Below are 15,790 nucleotides of genomic sequence, written 5' to 3' on the forward strand. Positions count from 1 at the left end.
TCTCCGGGACCTCAGCCTGCCGGAACCCGGCCTTTCACGGCGTTGGCGCGCGCGACATAGGACGCGCTGCCATCGTCTGCGACGCTGATACGCGCGCGGACCTTGTCCTTGAGCTGGGCCAGCTTGTCCGCAGAGAGAGCTGCAATGGCCGGTGCCACGGTCGCGCCGAGGGTGCAGGCATGCCAGAACGCATCGAAATCGGCGAAATGGCGGCGCACGCTGATCTCGTGCGTCTCGACCTCGCGCAGCCCGGCTTGCGTCCACAGGGCGACCAAGGTTTCGAGCCGTGAGACATCCGCGCTCGGCGGACGCGGCGGCGTCATTCCGAGGGCCGCGAGTTCGACCAGGACCGGGTCGAGCGGAAAGCCGCCGCCCGGCATGTCCCAGGCATAGGCGGCCACGAGCCCGCCCGGCCGCGTGACGCGCACCATTTCCGCCACGCCCCTGGTCGGATCGGGCACGAAGAAAATCACCAGGGCCATGATGGCCGCGTCGAAGCTCCGGTTCGGGTAGGGCAGGTCCATGGCATCGCCCAGCGTGAACTCCGCCAGGCCGGCGACTGGGCGCTTGCGGGCATAGTCAAGCTGGCCCTGCGACGGATCGATGCCGCTCAGGGCGGCCGGTGCGCAGCGATCGAAGAGCAATTGTGTCGAGGCGCCGTTGCCGCAGCCGATATCGGCCCAGCGCAAGCCCTTGGGCGCAGCAAGCCAGTCGAGGAAGACGTCCCCGGCGAGCCGGCTCCATTTGCCCATCATTTCTTCATAGGCGGCGCCATCGTTGAAACGGATCTGCTGTTCGGCCATCTCGACGGCCCTTCCGAACGATTTGAAGCGCCGTGACTATCAATCTGGAAATGAGGAGCGGCAAGCCCTACGTCTGGTAGCCTCACGGAGAAGTCTCATGCCCCAGACCTGGATGATCACCGGCGCCAATCGCGGCATCGGGCTTGCCATCACCATCGAATTGCTGCGCCGGGGCGATCGCGTGATCGCGGCGGCGCGCAATCCCTGGGGCGGCGCGCTCGCCGAGCTCGCGGCCGAGCATCCTGCGGCGCTGATCCCGGTCGAGCTCGACGTGACCTCGGATGCCAGCGTCGCGGCGGCCAAGGAGGCTCTTGCGGGGCAGCCGATCGATGTGCTCCTCAACAATGCCGGGCTCTACGGGCCGCGCGACCGGCAGACCGGGCTCGACGTCGATTTCGACGCCTGGCGCGAGGTCTTCGAGGTCAATGTCTACGCGCCGATCCGGGTGGCGCAGGCCTTTCTCCCGAATATCGAAGCCGGGCAGGCCCGCAAGATCGCGACGATCTCAAGCCGAATGGGCTCGATCGGCGCCAACCCCGGCAATGCGCTGATCTATCGCTCGTCGAAAGCGGCGGTGAACATGGCGATGGTCGTGTTCGGCAATGCCGTGCGCGACCGGAATGTCAGCGTCATGCTGTTCCATCCCGGCTGGGTCCAGACCGACATGGGCGGCGGGGGAGCCGACATCACGCCGGCGCAGAGCGCGAACGGCCTGATCCGCACCATCGATGCCTCCGGGATGGCGCAGACCAACAGCTTCCGCGACTATACCGGCGCGACGATCGCCTGGTGACGGCAGACGGCCTCAATTCGCCCGTGTCGAGGCGAGCCAGAGGCCGCCGCCGACCAGGAAGCCCCCGCTGAGCCTCGACAGCAGCCGTACGCGGCTGCGCGACAGCAAGTGGCCGGCCTTGCCGGAGAGCAGGGCATAGGCGCCGTCGCTGAGCGCCGCGAAGGCGAGCGCCGTCGCCCCCATGATCGCGATCTGGGTGGCGTGGTCGCGGGCGGGATCGAGGAATTGCGGGAAGAAGGCGCCGAAGAACAGCAGCGTCTTCGGGTTGCTGAGGGCGACCAGCACGCCCTGCAGGAAGAAGCCGCCGCGCGGCGGCTTCGCCGGGGCCGCGCCGTCGAGATCGGCGCCGGCCGAGCGGAACATCTTCCAGCCCAGCCAGATCAGGTAGGCGGCGCCGGCCAGTCGAACCCATTCGAACCAGTGGCCGAGCGCAGCGATGACCGAGCTCAGCCCGATGCCGGCGACGAGAACCATGATGCCGAGCCCGAGCTGGGTTCCTGCCACGTTGAGGATCCCGGCGCGGGTACCGTGCTTCAGGCTGTTGGCGACGATCAGCGTGACCGTCGGCCCGGGAACAATGATGATGACGATGCAGGCGATGAGATAGGCGGCATAGACTTCGAGCGACATGGCGCTGGCCTCCGGCAATGTCGCATAGTGATCTGCCGATCTTGAGCGCCTGTCCAGATGCTCCGCTTTGCCGCGGATGGGAGGTCGCGATGGATCGGGCAGGTTTTGACGTGAAGCCCCTCACGCCCGAGCGCTGGAGTGATCTGGAGGAGCTCTTCGGTCCGCAGGGACCCTGCTACGGCTGCTGGTGCAACCATTTCCGCATGCCGCAGCGGCTGCGCATGCCTTTGCTCGGCGAGGGCGCGCGGCAGCTCTTCGAGGATCGCGTGAGGAAGGGGCGGCCGCCCGGCGTGCTGGCCTATGCCGAGGGCAAGGCGGTCGGCTGGCTGCAGGTCGGGCCACGCGCCGACATCCCCGAATGGAACAACCCGCGCCGGGCCTCGACGCCGCTGCCGGATGCGCCGGCCGAGGATACCGGCCATTGGGCGGCCTCCTGCTTCTTCGTGCGGCGGAGCTTTCGCGGCAAGGGCGTCACCGGTGCATTGATCGAAGGGGCCGTCGTCTTCGCGCGGGAGAGCGGCGCGCGATTGATCGAGGCCGCGGCCATGGACAACCGGGACAGGCGCAGCGCCGAAGGGCTTTATGTCGGGGCTGAAAGCACGCTGCTGCGTGCCGGCTTCGTCGAGGTCGCCAGGCAGAAGCCGGGGCGACCGCTGCTCAGGCTGATGCTGTAGGGCGGAACGGTTTCGTTTCAGGCAAGGACAAAGTCGCGGATCGCCTGCAGGGCGCCTTCCCGATCGTCGGCGACGATGCCGTGGCCGCAATCGGGGAAGCGCCGGAACTGGACGTGCCCAGGCGGAAGACAGGCCGAGATCTGCTCGCTGAAGGCGATCGGCGTGATCGGGTCCCTGTCTCCGGCCATGACGAGGACCGGACAGGACACGCGCGCGAGCGCATCCTTGAAGTCGAAGCGGCCGTGCTCGTTGCCGGGACCGTTGAAATGGACGCCGGTTTCGTTGCGCGTGATGGCCCTAGCAACCCACGCTCCGTCATCTCTCCGGGCGCGAGGTGCGTAAAGCGGGACGCAGAGCCTGCTATAGACCGCCCGCGTCGTATCGGACGGCGCGGACCAGTAATTCCGAGCGGCCTTTTCGGCTTCGGGGCCGCCGAGGCGTGCGAAGGCCGCATAGACTTGCTGAAAATCGCATTTCGCAGCCGTGCTGACCAGGATCAGCTTCGCGGCGTGGCCGGGATGGCGCGTCGCATAGGCCTGGGCCACGAAGCCGCCGAAGGAGGTGCCGAGCACGATCGGCTTCTCGATGCCGAGCGTGTCGCACAGGGTTCTGACGTCGTCACCCCATTGGTCGAGCGTCCAGCGGTCGGCCGGGCCGTTCTCGCTGCGGCCGCAGCCGCGGTGGTCGTAATAGACAATCTGGGCGATGTCGCTCAAAGCCGCGAAGGCGGGCTTGTACATGCTGTGGTCGAAGCCCGGCCCGCCATGAAGCAGGACGAGCGTCGGCTTCTCGCGCATCCGGGGGCCGTCGGGAACCAGCCCGGCTCCCTCGATATCGACGTAGAGGCGAACCCCGTTCACGGTGACATGCATGGCCTCGCTTCCCTGCCTGTCAGCGAGAGCGTTCGCCGAGGAAGGCCGTCAGCCGGTCGAGCGCCTGCCTGCCTTCGGGGCGGCCGAGATCGAACTGGTATTCGTGCGGCAGCTTTGGCTCGGTCTCCGGCGGGAAGAAGAGGGTATCGACCCTGACGCCCCGGTCTCGCAGCGCCTGCGCCAGCACGACCGATTGCGGCGCCAGCGGATCGCCGTTGCCGACCGAGATGAAGCTCGGCGGGAAGGCCTCCGTGACATAGCGCGGCACGGCGGCCTCCGTGATGCGCTCGCTGTCGAACGGGTTCGACGTGCCGAAATAGGCAAGCAGCACGGAGCGGATGAAGCCGCCGAAGGGGCCCGTCAATTCGAAGGCCGTCGGATCGAAGGCGCCGCAGAACAGGACCGTGCCGCGCAGGTTCGCCGGCGCGACAGCCGGCTGCAGCCCCAGCAACTCCGCATAGTCCTTGCCGGTCAGGCCGGCAGCGAGCTGCGACGCGATATGCGCGCCGGCTGAGTCGCCGGCCAGGACGATCCGCGCGGGGTCGAGGCCGAGGCGCTGCCCTTCGCGCTGCAGGAAGCCGAGAGCGGCGTTGGCCTGCAGCACGGGGCCGGGATAGCGGGCGGTCGGTGCGCGGGTATAGCCGATGGCGACCGTCGCGAAGCCGCGCCCGGCCAGGATCTTGAGATAAGGCGCGACATCGGCCCGGTCTCCCGCGACGAAGGCGCCGCCATGGATCCAGACGATGGTCGGGCGGCCCGGCTGGGCTCCGTCGGGCGGAAGATAGATGTCGAGCTTCTCGTCCTCGCCGCTGCCGTAAGCGATGCCGCGCTGCTCGCGAATGCCGGCGGGGACATGGGGAGCGAGCGCGGCGGTGGTCTTCGAGGCGCCATAACTGAAGGCGACGCGCGTCAGCAGTGCCGAAGGCCAGGGCGAGAGCACGAAGGCGGCGTAACCCACGAAGGCGAGGCCGAGGCAGAGCAGGAAGATTCGTTGGGCGCGTCGTCTCATGGCGAGAAGCTAGGCTGCCCTTCGATCCCTAGCAATCGCGGCGCACGCCCCTTCGCCAAGCTGCGCGCCGCTGGGTTGTGTATCCGGCTAAGTTATTGATATCGTTACGTCATGATGCTTCGCGTTAACCTCGTGTTCGCTCGCATCTGCGACATGGACGGGGGTTACGAGACCGAGGCTACCATGCGGCGACTGGGACTGACGGCGAAGATCATGATTCTCTTCGCGCTGCTGGGTCTCGCCGGAGCCCTGGGGCTTGCCAGCGCCTTGCGTGGTTTCGACGAGGCCCGGCGTATCGATGCCGCCGCCTTCTCCGATATCCGCTTGGCGAGCAGCGCCTCGCTGCTGTCGAGCCGGATCGCGGCCGCCGCGCTGCTCAGCCGGGTCGACGCGGACAGCTCCCCGGAGGAGATCGCGGCGATGCTCGGCAAGCTCGATGCCGCCATCGAGCTGGTCGATGCGGCGCGGGCGCATCTGATTTCGGCCCTGCCGGCAAGCTTGCGCGAGGCCAATCCGACGCTCGATGCGCGGATCAGGACCTTCATCGATTTCCAGCACGGCATCGTCGATATCGGCCAGCGCGTCTCGGCGAAGGCGGCCTTGCTGGAGGCGGGCGCGATCGAGGCGCGCGCCAATGTCGACGAGATCGTCGCGACGACTGCCGCTTTGCGCGACGAACTCGCCAAGCGGGCGGGAGAGGCTTCCATCCGTGCCGGCGCACGGGCCGAGGCGGTCCGCTTCCGGACCATCCTTCTGGCGATACTCCTGCCCCTCGGCGGCGGGCTCCTGGCCCTGCTGATGCTGCGCAGCCAATTGACCCGGCCCCTGCGCAACCTGATGGAGGCGATCCGGCAGGCTGCGGCTTCGGACAGGGTCATCGAGGTGCCGCATCGCGACCGAGCCGACGAAATCGGTCAGCTTGCGCGCGTCGTGCGCCAGTTCAGCGAGGTCAGGGCGACGCTGGTGACCCGCGAGAGCGAGGCCGACGATGCGCGGCGCCTGGAACAGCTCCGCAATGCCGAGCTCGCGGGGATCGCCGACGAGTTCGAAGGGCGCATCGGCCTCCTGCTCGGCGAGATCGGGCGAGCCAGCGAAGTGCTGCGCATGGCGCTGCAGGATGCTGCCGTCCGCGTGCACCAGATCTCGCGCAGCACCGAGACGGCGGCGGCTTCGGTCGACGGCGCAGGGATCGACGCGCGCCGCTCCAGCGAGGCGGCCTTGCGGCTGGATTTCGTCCTCGGCCAGATCAATGCCGAGGTCCGGCGCGTATCGGAAATGGCGACCGAGGCGACGCGCGAGGCGGCCGGGACCCATGCGCTGGTGACGCGGCTGACCGAAAACGCCGCCCAGATCCGCGATGTCGTGGGGATCATCGAGGCGGTGGCGCGCCAGACCAATCTGCTCGCGCTCAACGCCACGATCGAAGCCGCGCGCGCCGGCTCCCATGGCCGCGGCTTCGCCGTGGTCGCAGCCGAGGTGAAGACGCTCGCGAACCAAGCCTCGGAGGCGGCCGGGCGGATCGTCAGCCGGATCGCGCAGGCCGACGAGGCCTTGTCGCATGCCGCCGAAGCGGTGTCCGCGATCGGTGCCAGCGTGGCGGCAGTCGAGCAGACCGGGACCGAGATCGCGACCATGGTGGGGTCGCATGTCGAATTGCTGGGCTCGCTCGGCGAGACCGTGGCGCGCATCTCCGATGTGACAGGTACGGCTGCGATGGCGATGGGCGAGATCGCCGCCGCCAATCTCCAGACCGTCGGCCAGGCCGATACCGGCGCCGCGAGTGCGCAGGAGCTGGATCGGCGGATCAATGCCCTGCAGGCCGAGGCTGCAGCCTTCGTCAGGCGTTTGCGCGCCGCCTGAGCGGTTCAGACATCGCCGGGCTTGCCTCGCGGCGCGACTCGGCCCATCTGCGCCATGCCCTTTTCGACGATGGTTCCGCGATGAGCTGGTCGCCCCAGCAGGATATGGCTTTGACCGCCGTGGCGCGCTGGCTGCAATCCGGCGAGCCGCAGCTCTTCCGCATGTTCGGCTATGCCGGCACCGGCAAGACCACGCTCGCGCGCCATATCGCCGAGGCGGTGGACGGCGATGTCGTCTTCGCCGCCTATACCGGCAAGGCCGCGCTCGTTTTGCGCAACAAGGGCTGCCATGGGGCGCAGACCATCCATTCGCTGATCTACCGTTCGCGCGGCGTCGAGGAGGAGAGCCCGATCTTCGCGCTCAACCGCGACAGCGCGGCGGCCAAGGCCAAGCTCATCATCATCGACGAGTGCTCGATGGTCGACGAGGAGCTGGGCCGGGACCTGCTCTCCTTCGGCACGCCGGTTCTGGTGCTGGGCGATCCCGCGCAGCTTCCGCCCGTCAAGGGCGGCGGCTTCTTCACCGATCAGGAGCCCGACGTCATGCTGACCGAGGTGCACCGCCAGGCGGCGGACAACCCGATCGTGCGGATGTCGATGATCGTGCGCGAGGGCGGCCAGCTCGAGCTCGGCGAATACGGGCCGAGCCGGGTGATCCGGCGCGGCGAGATCAATCCCGAGATCGTCATGGGCGCCGACCAGGTGCTGGTCGGCATGAACAAGACGCGGCGCAACTACAACGCCCGCATTCGCCAGCTCATGGGCCGCACGGACAACAGCCCCGTCGCCGGCGAGAAGCTGGTCTGCCTACGCAACGACAAGAGCAAGGGCCTGCTCAATGGCGGCTCCTGGATCGTGCAGGAGATCAAGACCTCGAAGAAGGGGCTGGTCACCATGCGCGTAACCCCGGAGGACGATGTCGGCGGCAAGGCGGTCAAGGTCTCGGTCATGCCGAATTTCTTCGACGGGACCGAGGACGAGGTGCCGTGGGAGCTGCGCAAGCACACCGACGAATTCACCTTCGGCTATGCGCTGACCGTGCATAAGTCGCAGGGCTCGCAATGGGACGATGTCGTGCTCTTCGACGAGAGCTTCGCCTTCCGGGAGCATCGCGCCCGCTGGCTCTATACCGGCCTGACGCGTGCGGCCGAGACGGTTACGGTGGTGGTCTAGACGCCGGAAGGAAGGGAGCTGTCATGGCGAAGGACGAAGCCCAGGACCCGGCTGCCTCCCGGCTGATCGACGAGAAGATCGCATCGCTCGTCGACTGGCGCGGCGCGACGCTGGGGCGGATGCGGGCGCTGATCCGCGAGGCCGATCCCGATGTGGTCGAGGAGGTGAAGTGGCGCGGCGTGCCAGTCTGGTCCCATGGCGGGATCATCTGCACCGGCGAGACCTACAAGAGCGTGGTCAAGCTGACCTTCCTGAAGGGCGCTTCGCTGGCCGATCCCGCCGGCCTGTTCAATTCGAGCCTCGAAGGCAATGCCCGCCGCGCCATCGATATCCGCGAGGGCGAGGCGATCGACGCCGACGCCTTCAAGGCCCTGATCCGCGACGCGGTTGCCCTCAACACGGCACGCTCCAAGCGGCGCTGAGGCGCTCACCTGCCACATTGCCGATTTGTCATGAAACCCAACGGTTTTTTGCCATAGTCGACGCCGATCCTGGGCTCGCGACCAGCGGAGACCTTGCAGATGGCGGGATCGGGCGAGCTGACGGCGGGAGCGGTGGCGCTGCAACGGTTCGGCCTGGGGCCGAAGCCGGGCCAGGGCGAGGCCTTCCGAGCGCAAATCCGGGAGAGGCTTCTGGCCGAGATTGCGGCGGGCGGCGTCGCCCAGCCCGCGGGCGTGCCCTTCTCCGGCACAGTCGAGATCGGCAAGGCTCTCTTCGCTTTCGAGGATCAGGAGAAGCGGGAGCGCGAGGCGCGCCGCATCGCTGCCGCGACGCCTGCCCAGGATGGGCAGCAGGGCATGCAGATGGCGGAGGCGCCACCCCAGGCGCAGCCGGCCGGGCCGCAGAACCAGACCGCGCCCGCGAAGCCTCCGAACGAGCCGGCGCTGCCCTATCGGACCTATCGCGACGAGGTGAAGGCGCGGGTCGATCTCGCCCTTGCGGCCGAGACCGGCTTCGGCGAGCGCCTGGTGATGTTCTGGTCGAACCATTTCTGCATCGGCGCGACCAAGAGCAATATCGGACGGATCATGGCCGGCGCCTATGAGCGCGAGGCGATCCGCCCGCATGTCTTCGGCCGCTTCGAGGACCTGCTGATCGCGGCCGAAAGCCACCCGGCGATGCTCGACTTCCTCGACAATCGCCAGTCGATCGGCCCGAATTCGCCGGCCGGGCGGCGGCAAGGCCGCGGGCTCAACGAGAATCTCGCGCGCGAGATCATGGAATTGCATACGCTCGGCGTCTCCGGCGGCTATAGCCAGGCCGACGTGACCAATCTCGCGCGCATCCTCACGGGATGGACGATGGCGGGGCGCGATGGGCGGCTCGGTTTTCCCGGTTCCTTCATCTTCAATCCCGGCCAGCATGAGCCGGGGGCGGCGCCTCTGCTCGGCCGGGACTATGCCCAGCCGGATCTGGCGCAGGGCGTCGCGGCGCTGACCGATCTCGCCCATCAGCCCGCGACCGCGCATTTCATCGCGACCAAGCTCGTGCGGCATTTCGTGGCGGACGATCCACCGCCGCAACGCGTCGAAGCGCTGGCCGCGGCCTTTCGCGACAGCGAGGGCGACCTCAGGGCGGTCTACCGGGCGCTGATCGGCAGCGACGACGTCTGGCGGGCGCCGGCCACGAAAATCCGGTCGCCGCAGGAATTCCTGCTCGCTTCCTATCGTGCGCTCAGCCGCAAGCCGGATTTCGGCCAGGTCATCGGGCCGGTCGGCGTGATGGGGCAGCCGTTCTGGCAGCCTCCCGGGCCGAACGGCTACGCGGACAGCAATGCCGCCTGGGCCTCGGCCGAGGGCCTCAAGACGCGCGTCGACGTCGCGGCCGGCTGGGGGCGGCAAGCCGCGGGCTCGGTCGCCGATCCGCGCGTGCTCGCCGACGACATCCTCGGACCGCTGCTCTCACCGGAGACGAAGCAGGCGGTGGCGCGGGCCGAGAGCAAGCCCCAGGCGATCGCGCTCCTGCTGATGTCGCCCGAATTCCAGCGGAGGTGACGATGACGGCTCACCACGACGACGATGATTGCGAACGGATGACGCCGTCGCGCCGCGCCGTTCTCGGTGCGGCAGGCGCGCTCTTCGCCTGGTCCTTCGTACCGAAATTCGCCTATGCGGCGGCAGGCGCGCGCGATCCGCGCTTTTTGCTGGTCATCCTGCGCGGGGCGCTGGACGGGCTGTCGGCCGTGCCGCCGATCGGCGATCCCGATTATGCCGGATTGCGGGAGGGCATCGCGCTCGCCATGGACGGGCCGGAGGCGGCGCTGCCGCTCGATGGCTTCTTCTACCTGCATCCGGCCATGCCGAACCTGGCGCGGCTCTACAAGCAGGGGCAGGCCACGATCGTCCATGCCGCGGCGACGGGTTATCGCGAGCGGTCGCATTTCGACGGGCAGGACGTGCTGGAAAGCGGCCAGCCCGGTGCGGGACACACGCAGAGCGGCTGGCTCAACCGGTTGATCGCCAATCTGCCGGCCGGCGAGGGCGTTTCGCGCAAGGGTGTTCTCGGCGTCGGTGTGGTGCCACCGCTGGTGGTGCGCGGCGATGCGCCGGTGCTGGGCTGGGCGCCGCCGCGAATGGCGCGCGCCGGCAGCGATCTGACGATGCGCCTCGCCGATCTCTATGGCCAGCGCGATCCCGGATTGGCGCGCGCTCTGGCGCAGGCGGTCGAGACCGAAGGACTGGCGCAGCGGCGCGGCATGGCCGGCGAGCAGAAGGGCGGCGGCGGGCCTGATACGGCCGACGGCATGCGCCGCATCGCCGAAGGTGCGGCGGGGCTGGTCGGTGCCGATGACGGGCCGCGCATCGCCGCGCTCGCCTTCGAAGGCTGGGACACCCACGCGAACGAGGGCGGGGCCAAGGGCAGGCTGGCCAATCTGCTCGGCGGGCTCGACGGTGCCTTTGCCGCCTTCGAGCAGGGCTTGGCGCCGGTCTGGAAGGATACGGTGGTGATGGTCGCGACCGAGTTCGGCCGGACGGCTGCGGTCAACGGTACGGTCGGCACCGATCATGGCACCGGCACGGTCGCATTCCTTGTCGGCGGCGGCGTGAAGGGCGGCCGGGTCGTTGCCGATTGGCCGGGCCTCAAGCCCGAGCAGCTCTACCAGAACCGTGACTTGAAGCCGACGACCGATATCCGGGCCGTCGCCAAGGGTGTTGTGTCGGAACTCTTCGGCCTGTCCGGGCCGGTGCTGGCCGAGAAGGTGTTCCCGGAGACCAGTGGCCTCAAGCCCGTGCCGGGGCTGGTGGTTTAGCGCTGCCCGTCATGGTCGGGACAAGCCCGACCATGACGTGGATATCGAAATCCGCTCGAGCTCAAGCCCAGGCGCGCTGCTTCAGCTTTTCCTCGTAGGCGTCGATCTTCGTGCCCTTCTCCATGGTCAGGCCGATATCGTCGAGGCCGTTGAGCAGGCAGTGCTTGCGGAACGGGTCGATCTCGAACTTGATCTCGCCGCCGTCCGGGCCCTTGATCGTCTGGCTCGCGAGGTCGATCGTCAGCGTCGCGTTGGAGCCGCGCTCGGCGTCGTCGAACAGCATGTCGAGCTGCTGGGGCGTGACCTTGATCGGCAGGATGCCGTTCTTGAAGCAGTTATTGTAGAAGATGTCGGCGAAGCTGGTGGAGATCACGCAGCGGATGCCGAAATCGAGCAGCGCCCACGGAGCGTGCTCGCGCGACGAGCCGCAGCCGAAATTATCGCCGGCGACAAGGATCTCGGCCTTGCGGTAGGCCGGCTGGTTCAGCACGAAATCGGGGTTCTCCGAGCCGTCGTCCTTGTAGCGCATCTCCGAGAACAAAGCGGTGCCGAGGCCCGTGCGCTTGATCGTCTTCAGGTACTGCTTGGGGATGATCATGTCGGTGTCGACATTGACCACCTTCATGGGGGCGGGCGTCGAGGTCAGGGTGGTGAAGGGCTGCATGGCGGAAACTCCGATGGGCCTTTTGGCGATGTTCTTGCTGATATGGCGGTGAAGGGTTTCAGAGCTGCGAGGTCAGCAGCTTGAAGCTGGCGAAGGTGAAGAAGGCGGCGAGGCAGGCCTCGGCCTTGCGGCGAATGCGGCGGTAGCCCGCGATCATCGATGCCGTCGAGAACAGCACGGCATAGAACTGGTTGATCGCAAGCGAGATCAGCATGCAGCCGGCGATGATCGCATAGAGCACGACCGGCGGCGTATCGGGCCGCAGGGCGAGCGCGATGATCGCCGTCCAGCTCAGGATCGCCTTCGGGTTGGTGATGTGCATGAGGTAGCCGCGCAGGAAGGTGCGGCGACCCGAGGCCACCAGCTTTGTCGGAGGCATCTCGGCCCGCATGGCCGAGCGGGCCGAGCGCCAGGCGAGGAACAGCAGGTAGAGGCCGCCGACGATCTTGATGGCGTAGAGCGCGCCCGGATGGGCCACGACCACGCCGGTGACGCCGATGGCCGCGAGGATACCCCAGGTCAGGGAGCCCGCGGTGACGCCGAGCGCCAGGGTGGAGCCGGCGCTGCGACCGCGTTCCATCGACGTCGCCATGATCTGGAGATTGCTCGGGCCAGGGCTCGCGACCGCCAGGAAGAAAGCCGAATAGACCAGCATCAGGCCGGGCAGATTGCGGATCAGCTCGTCGATCATCCCTCGTGCTCCGCCGCCTGCTCGATGGCTTCCATGTCCTCGTCGGAGAAGCCGAAATGGTGGCCGATCTCGTGGACCATGACATGGGTGACGATCGAGCCGATGCTCTCGTCATGTTCGGCCCAGTAATCGAGGATCGGTCGGCGATAGAGGTGGATGATATTCGGCATCTGGCCGGTCTGGGGACTGAAGCCCTGTTGCGGCATGCCGACGCCGCTGAACAGGCCGAGCAGGTCGAACGGACTCTCGGCCTCCAGCTCCTTCAGCACGTCGTCCTCCGGGAACTCGGTGACGTTGAAGATCACGTCCGAGCAGAGCGCGCGGAATTCCTCCGGCAGGCGGTCGAAGGCAGCTTGCGCCAGAACCTCGAACGCCTCCTGCGACGGCGCCTTGACGCCGTCCCAGTCGATCTCTGTTGTCGCGACCTTGGCGTCCACGCCTTTACCCATCACCAGAATTTCAGTTGGTGGCCGAGCCACCAGGCCAGCACGATGACGCCGAGGAGCGAGAGGGAACGGCCGATGCGCCGGCCCCAGAGCTCGACCTTGTCGCCCTCGGGCGCGTCGGCGCCCGAGAAGTGATCGGCTGCACGGCCCATCGAGGAGCCGAGCAGGCTTTCGCTGTCGCGCTTGACCCGGTCCAGCGCCGCCTTGGATTCGGCGGCGCGGGCGGCTTCGCGGGGATCGTTCGACATGGTCAGCTCCCCGCCTGCCTGCGTCAGCCCAGCGTACGGACGTCGATGAAGCGGCCGGTGAGGGCCGCCGCCGCCGCCATCGCCGGCGAGACGAGATGCGTCCGGCCGCGATAGCCCTGGCGACCCTCGAAATTGCGGTTCGAGGTCGAGGCTGCGCGCTGGCCGGGCTTGAGCTGGTCGGGGTTCATGCCCAGGCACATCGAGCAGCCGGGCTCGCGCCATTCGAAGCCGGCGGCGATGAAGATCTTGTCGAGGCCCTCGGCCTCGGCCTGCTCCTTCACGAGGCCGGAGCCGGGAACGATCATGCCGTAATCGAGGCTGTCATGGAGCTTCTTGCCCTCGACGATCTTCGCGACGGTGCGCAGGTCCTCGATGCGGCCATTGGTGCAGGAGCCGATCCAGATCACGTCGAGCGGGATGTCGGTGATCTTCGTGCCGGCGGTCAGGCCCATATATTCGAGCGCGCGCTTCTTGGAGGCGCGCTTGACCTCGTCCGCGATGACATCGGGATCGGGAACGGCGCCGGTGACCGAGATCACGTCCTCAGGCGAGGTGCCCCAGGAGACGATCGGCGGCAGGTTGCCGGCGTCGAGCCGGACGACGCGGTCGAAATGCGCGCCTTCGTCGGTGCGCAGCGTCTCCCAGTAGCGCACGGCGGCGTCCCAGGCAGCGCCCTGCGGCGCCTTGGGGCGGCCCTTGAGATAGGCGAAGGACTTCTCGTCCGGCGCGACCATGCCGGCGCGGGCGCCGCCCTCGATCGACATGTTGCAGACCGTCATGCGGCCTTCCATGGTCAGGCCGCGGATGGCCTCGCCGGCATATTCGATCACCGAGCCGGTGCCGCCGGCGGTGCCGATCTCGCCGATGATGGCGAGCGTGATGTCCTTGGCGCCGACGCCGGGCGCGGGTGTGCCGTCCACCTGGACGAGCATGTTCATCGCCTTCTTCTGGATCAGCGTCTGGGTGGCGAGCACATGCTCGACCTCCGAGGTGCCGATGCCGTGAGCGAGCGCGCCGAAGGCGCCATGCGTCGAGGTGTGGCTATCGCCGCAGACGATCGTGGTGCCCGGCAGGGTGAAGCCCTGCTCGGGGCCGACGATGTGGACGATGCCCTGGCGCTTGTCGAGCTCGTTGAAATACTCGACGCCGAAGTCCTTCGCGTTCCTGGCGAGCGCCTCGACCTGGATGCGGCTTTCCTCTTCGGCGATGCCCTTGGTGCGGTCGGTCGTCGGGATGTTGTGGTCGACGACGGCGAGCGTCTTCTCGGGGGCACGCACCTTGCGGCCGGTCATGCGCAGACCCTCGAAGGCCTGCGGGCTCGTCACCTCATGGACGAGGTGGCGGTCGATATAGAGCAGGCAGGTGCCGTCATCCTGCCGGTCGACGACGTGGTCGTCGAAGATCTTGTCATAGAGCGTCTGGGGACCTTTGGTCGCAGTCATGGCTTGTTCTCGGTCTTCTGGAATCTGCTTGTGAGATCATGCGCGGGCTGAAGGCCCGCGCGCAAAACGGTTCGCCTGTCGCCGGCCGCGCGAGCGGCCGGTCTCAGGCGCCGGTAAGGCCTGCGGCAATGGAAGCGGTGAAGCGGCCGAAAAAGCGCCAGGGCAGCCGGGCATGGTCGTGCAGCGCGGCAAAATCCTGCGTCGTCGGCAGGGGCGGCAGATGGCCTTCTCCCTGCACGGCGCAGAAGCGCTGCAAATGATGCTCACACGGCGACATGGCTACTGTTTAGCAGTTCCAATCAAGCCGGACAATCGATGCCGTTGCAGCCGCGTCATCGCGGCGACGCAGGGCGCGAGCCTCACAATTCGCTGCGCAACTGCCAGAGTTCGGGGAAGAACGAGCGTTCCAGCGCGGTCTTCAGGAATTTCACGCCGCTGGAGCCGCCCGTGCCCGGCTTGAAGCCGATGATGCGCTCGACCGTCTTCATGTGGCGGAAGCGCCATTGCTGGAACTGGTCCTCAACGTCGACCAGTTCCTCGGCGAGCTCGTAGAGATCGAAATGAGCCTTCGTGTCGCGATAGATCGTCAGCCAGGCGGCTTTCACGGCGTCGCTGGCGGCGTGCGGAATAGCCCAGTCGCGCTCGATGCAGTCGGCCGGGATCGGCAGGCCGCGCCGGGCGAGCAGGCGCAGCGCCTCGTCATAGAGGCTGGGTGCCTCCAGCAGCGCCTGCAGATGAGCGTGGTGCTCGGGATGGTGCCGGTGCATCGCCAGCATGCGCGGGTCCTTGGCGCCGAGGCGGAATTCCAGCGCGCGGTACTGGTAGGACTGGAAGCCGGAGGATTGGCCGAGCGCGTCGCGGAAGGCGAGATAATCGGCCGGCGTCATGGTCGAGAGCACGTCCCAGGCGGTGACGAGCTGGGACTGGATGCGCGAGACGCGCGCCAGCGACTTGAAGGCGGGCTGGAGCTCGTCGGCGCGGATCGCCGCGATGGCCCCGTCGAGTTCGTGCGTGGCCAGCTTCAGCCAGAGCTCCTGGACCTGGTGGATGGTGATGAAGAGCAATTCGTCGGGCGCGTCGCTCAACGGCTTCTGCGCCGCCAGCAGCAGGTCGAGGCCGAGATAGGAGCCGTAATCCATCCGCTCCTTGAAGTCGGTCTGCATGCCGGGTTCGATGCGGCTGTGCTGCTCGCTCGTGCCGGTTGCCATCGTTTTGCCCTCGCTCGCGGCGCGCCTT

At 67.7% G+C, this 15,790-nt stretch carries 18 protein-coding genes; 7 read left to right on the forward strand and 11 right to left on the reverse strand.

Annotated features, from left to right (window positions below; all coding sequences use genetic code 11):
- Nucleotides 1-11 precede the first annotated feature (11 nt).
- Nucleotides 12-803: a class I SAM-dependent methyltransferase gene (locus tag JHD80_RS13450; protein WP_199088029.1), complete on the reverse strand. Its 792-nt coding sequence runs from the start codon at nt 801-803 to the stop codon at nt 12-14.
- Nucleotides 804-900: 97 nt separating this feature from the next.
- Between JHD80_RS13450 and JHD80_RS13455 the strand changes: the two genes are divergently transcribed.
- The gene (locus tag JHD80_RS13455) at nt 901-1,596 is read left to right on the forward strand and encodes an SDR family oxidoreductase (RefSeq protein ID WP_199088031.1); all 696 of its coding nucleotides are present in this window, start codon (nt 901-903) and stop codon (nt 1,594-1,596) included.
- Between the two features lie 12 nt (nt 1,597-1,608).
- Here JHD80_RS13455 and JHD80_RS13460 read toward each other — a convergent pair whose 3' ends face one another.
- Complete coding sequence (locus JHD80_RS13460) at nt 1,609-2,226, reverse strand: LysE family translocator (RefSeq protein ID WP_199088033.1); 618 nt, start codon at nt 2,224-2,226, stop codon at nt 1,609-1,611.
- A 110-nt stretch (nt 2,227-2,336) separates the two neighbouring features.
- Between JHD80_RS13460 and JHD80_RS13465 the strand changes: the two genes are divergently transcribed.
- Nucleotides 2,337-2,900 carry a GNAT family N-acetyltransferase gene (locus tag JHD80_RS13465; protein WP_349237264.1) on the forward strand — a complete coding sequence of 188 codons (564 nt, stop codon included), beginning with the start codon at nt 2,337-2,339 and terminating at the stop codon, nt 2,898-2,900.
- A 17-nt stretch (nt 2,901-2,917) separates the two neighbouring features.
- Here JHD80_RS13465 and JHD80_RS13470 read toward each other — a convergent pair whose 3' ends face one another.
- Together JHD80_RS13470 and JHD80_RS13475 are read right to left on the reverse strand one after the other, a co-directional pair.
- The gene (locus tag JHD80_RS13470) at nt 2,918-3,772 is read right to left on the reverse strand and encodes an alpha/beta fold hydrolase (RefSeq protein ID WP_199088037.1); all 855 of its coding nucleotides are present in this window, start codon (nt 3,770-3,772) and stop codon (nt 2,918-2,920) included.
- A gap of 19 nt (nt 3,773-3,791) precedes the next feature.
- Nucleotides 3,792-4,781 (reverse strand): alpha/beta hydrolase, encoded by a 990-nt coding sequence (locus JHD80_RS13475; RefSeq protein WP_199088039.1) that lies wholly within the window; start codon nt 4,779-4,781, stop codon nt 3,792-3,794.
- Between the two features lie 183 nt (nt 4,782-4,964).
- On the opposite strand from JHD80_RS13475, the gene JHD80_RS13480 reads away from it, so the two are divergent.
- From JHD80_RS13480 to JHD80_RS13500, 5 genes are all read left to right on the forward strand, one after another.
- A complete protein-coding gene (locus JHD80_RS13480) occupies nt 4,965-6,641 on the forward strand; it encodes a methyl-accepting chemotaxis protein (protein ID WP_199088041.1) in 1,677 nt (558 codons plus the stop codon).
- An 80-nt stretch (nt 6,642-6,721) separates the two neighbouring features.
- The gene (locus JHD80_RS13485) at nt 6,722-7,813 is read left to right on the forward strand and encodes an ATP-dependent DNA helicase (RefSeq protein ID WP_199088043.1); all 1,092 of its coding nucleotides are present in this window, start codon (nt 6,722-6,724) and stop codon (nt 7,811-7,813) included.
- 23 nt (nt 7,814-7,836) lie between these two features.
- Nucleotides 7,837-8,235 carry a DUF1801 domain-containing protein gene (locus JHD80_RS13490; protein WP_199088044.1) on the forward strand — a complete coding sequence of 133 codons (399 nt, stop codon included), beginning with the start codon at nt 7,837-7,839 and terminating at the stop codon, nt 8,233-8,235.
- Between the two features lie 99 nt (nt 8,236-8,334).
- Nucleotides 8,335-9,807, forward strand: a complete 1,473-nt coding sequence (locus JHD80_RS13495; protein ID WP_199088046.1) for a DUF1800 domain-containing protein — start codon at nt 8,335-8,337, stop codon at nt 9,805-9,807.
- 2 nt (nt 9,808-9,809) lie between these two features.
- Entirely contained in the window at nt 9,810-11,063 is a 1,254-nt protein-coding gene (locus JHD80_RS13500; protein WP_248311543.1) for a DUF1501 domain-containing protein, read from the forward strand.
- 61 nt (nt 11,064-11,124) lie between these two features.
- Here the strand turns inward: JHD80_RS13500 and leuD are convergent, their stop codons facing one another.
- The 7 genes from leuD to kynA form a co-directional block, all read right to left on the reverse strand.
- Nucleotides 11,125-11,727, reverse strand: coding sequence for a 3-isopropylmalate dehydratase small subunit (leuD, locus tag JHD80_RS13505; RefSeq protein WP_199088048.1), 603 nt, complete (start codon nt 11,725-11,727; stop codon nt 11,125-11,127).
- 58 nt (nt 11,728-11,785) lie between these two features.
- A complete protein-coding gene (locus JHD80_RS13510) occupies nt 11,786-12,418 on the reverse strand; it encodes a LysE family translocator (RefSeq protein ID WP_199088050.1) in 633 nt (210 codons plus the stop codon).
- Complete coding sequence (locus JHD80_RS13515; protein ID WP_199088052.1) at nt 12,415-12,867, reverse strand: metallopeptidase family protein; 453 nt, start codon at nt 12,865-12,867, stop codon at nt 12,415-12,417. The genes JHD80_RS13510 and JHD80_RS13515 overlap by 4 nt, the downstream gene beginning before the upstream one ends.
- On the reverse strand, nt 12,867-13,112 hold the full coding sequence (locus JHD80_RS13520; protein WP_199088054.1) for a hypothetical protein: 246 nt from the start codon (nt 13,110-13,112) through the stop codon (nt 12,867-12,869). The genes JHD80_RS13515 and JHD80_RS13520 overlap by 1 nt, the downstream gene beginning before the upstream one ends.
- Nucleotides 13,113-13,135: 23 nt before the next feature.
- Entirely contained in the window at nt 13,136-14,554 is a 1,419-nt protein-coding gene (gene leuC / locus JHD80_RS13525; RefSeq protein WP_199088056.1) for a 3-isopropylmalate dehydratase large subunit, read from the reverse strand.
- 103 nt (nt 14,555-14,657) lie between these two features.
- Nucleotides 14,658-14,810, reverse strand: coding sequence for a hypothetical protein (locus tag JHD80_RS13530; RefSeq protein WP_187640076.1), 153 nt, complete (start codon nt 14,808-14,810; stop codon nt 14,658-14,660).
- 103 nt (nt 14,811-14,913) lie between these two features.
- On the reverse strand, nt 14,914-15,762 hold the full coding sequence (gene kynA, locus JHD80_RS13535) for a tryptophan 2,3-dioxygenase (RefSeq protein ID WP_199088064.1): 849 nt from the start codon (nt 15,760-15,762) through the stop codon (nt 14,914-14,916).
- Nucleotides 15,763-15,790 lie beyond the last annotated feature (28 nt).

The organism is Allobosea sp. ASV33 (genome assembly GCF_016428755.1).
Classification (GTDB): Bacteria; Pseudomonadota; Alphaproteobacteria; order Rhizobiales; family Beijerinckiaceae; genus Allobosea.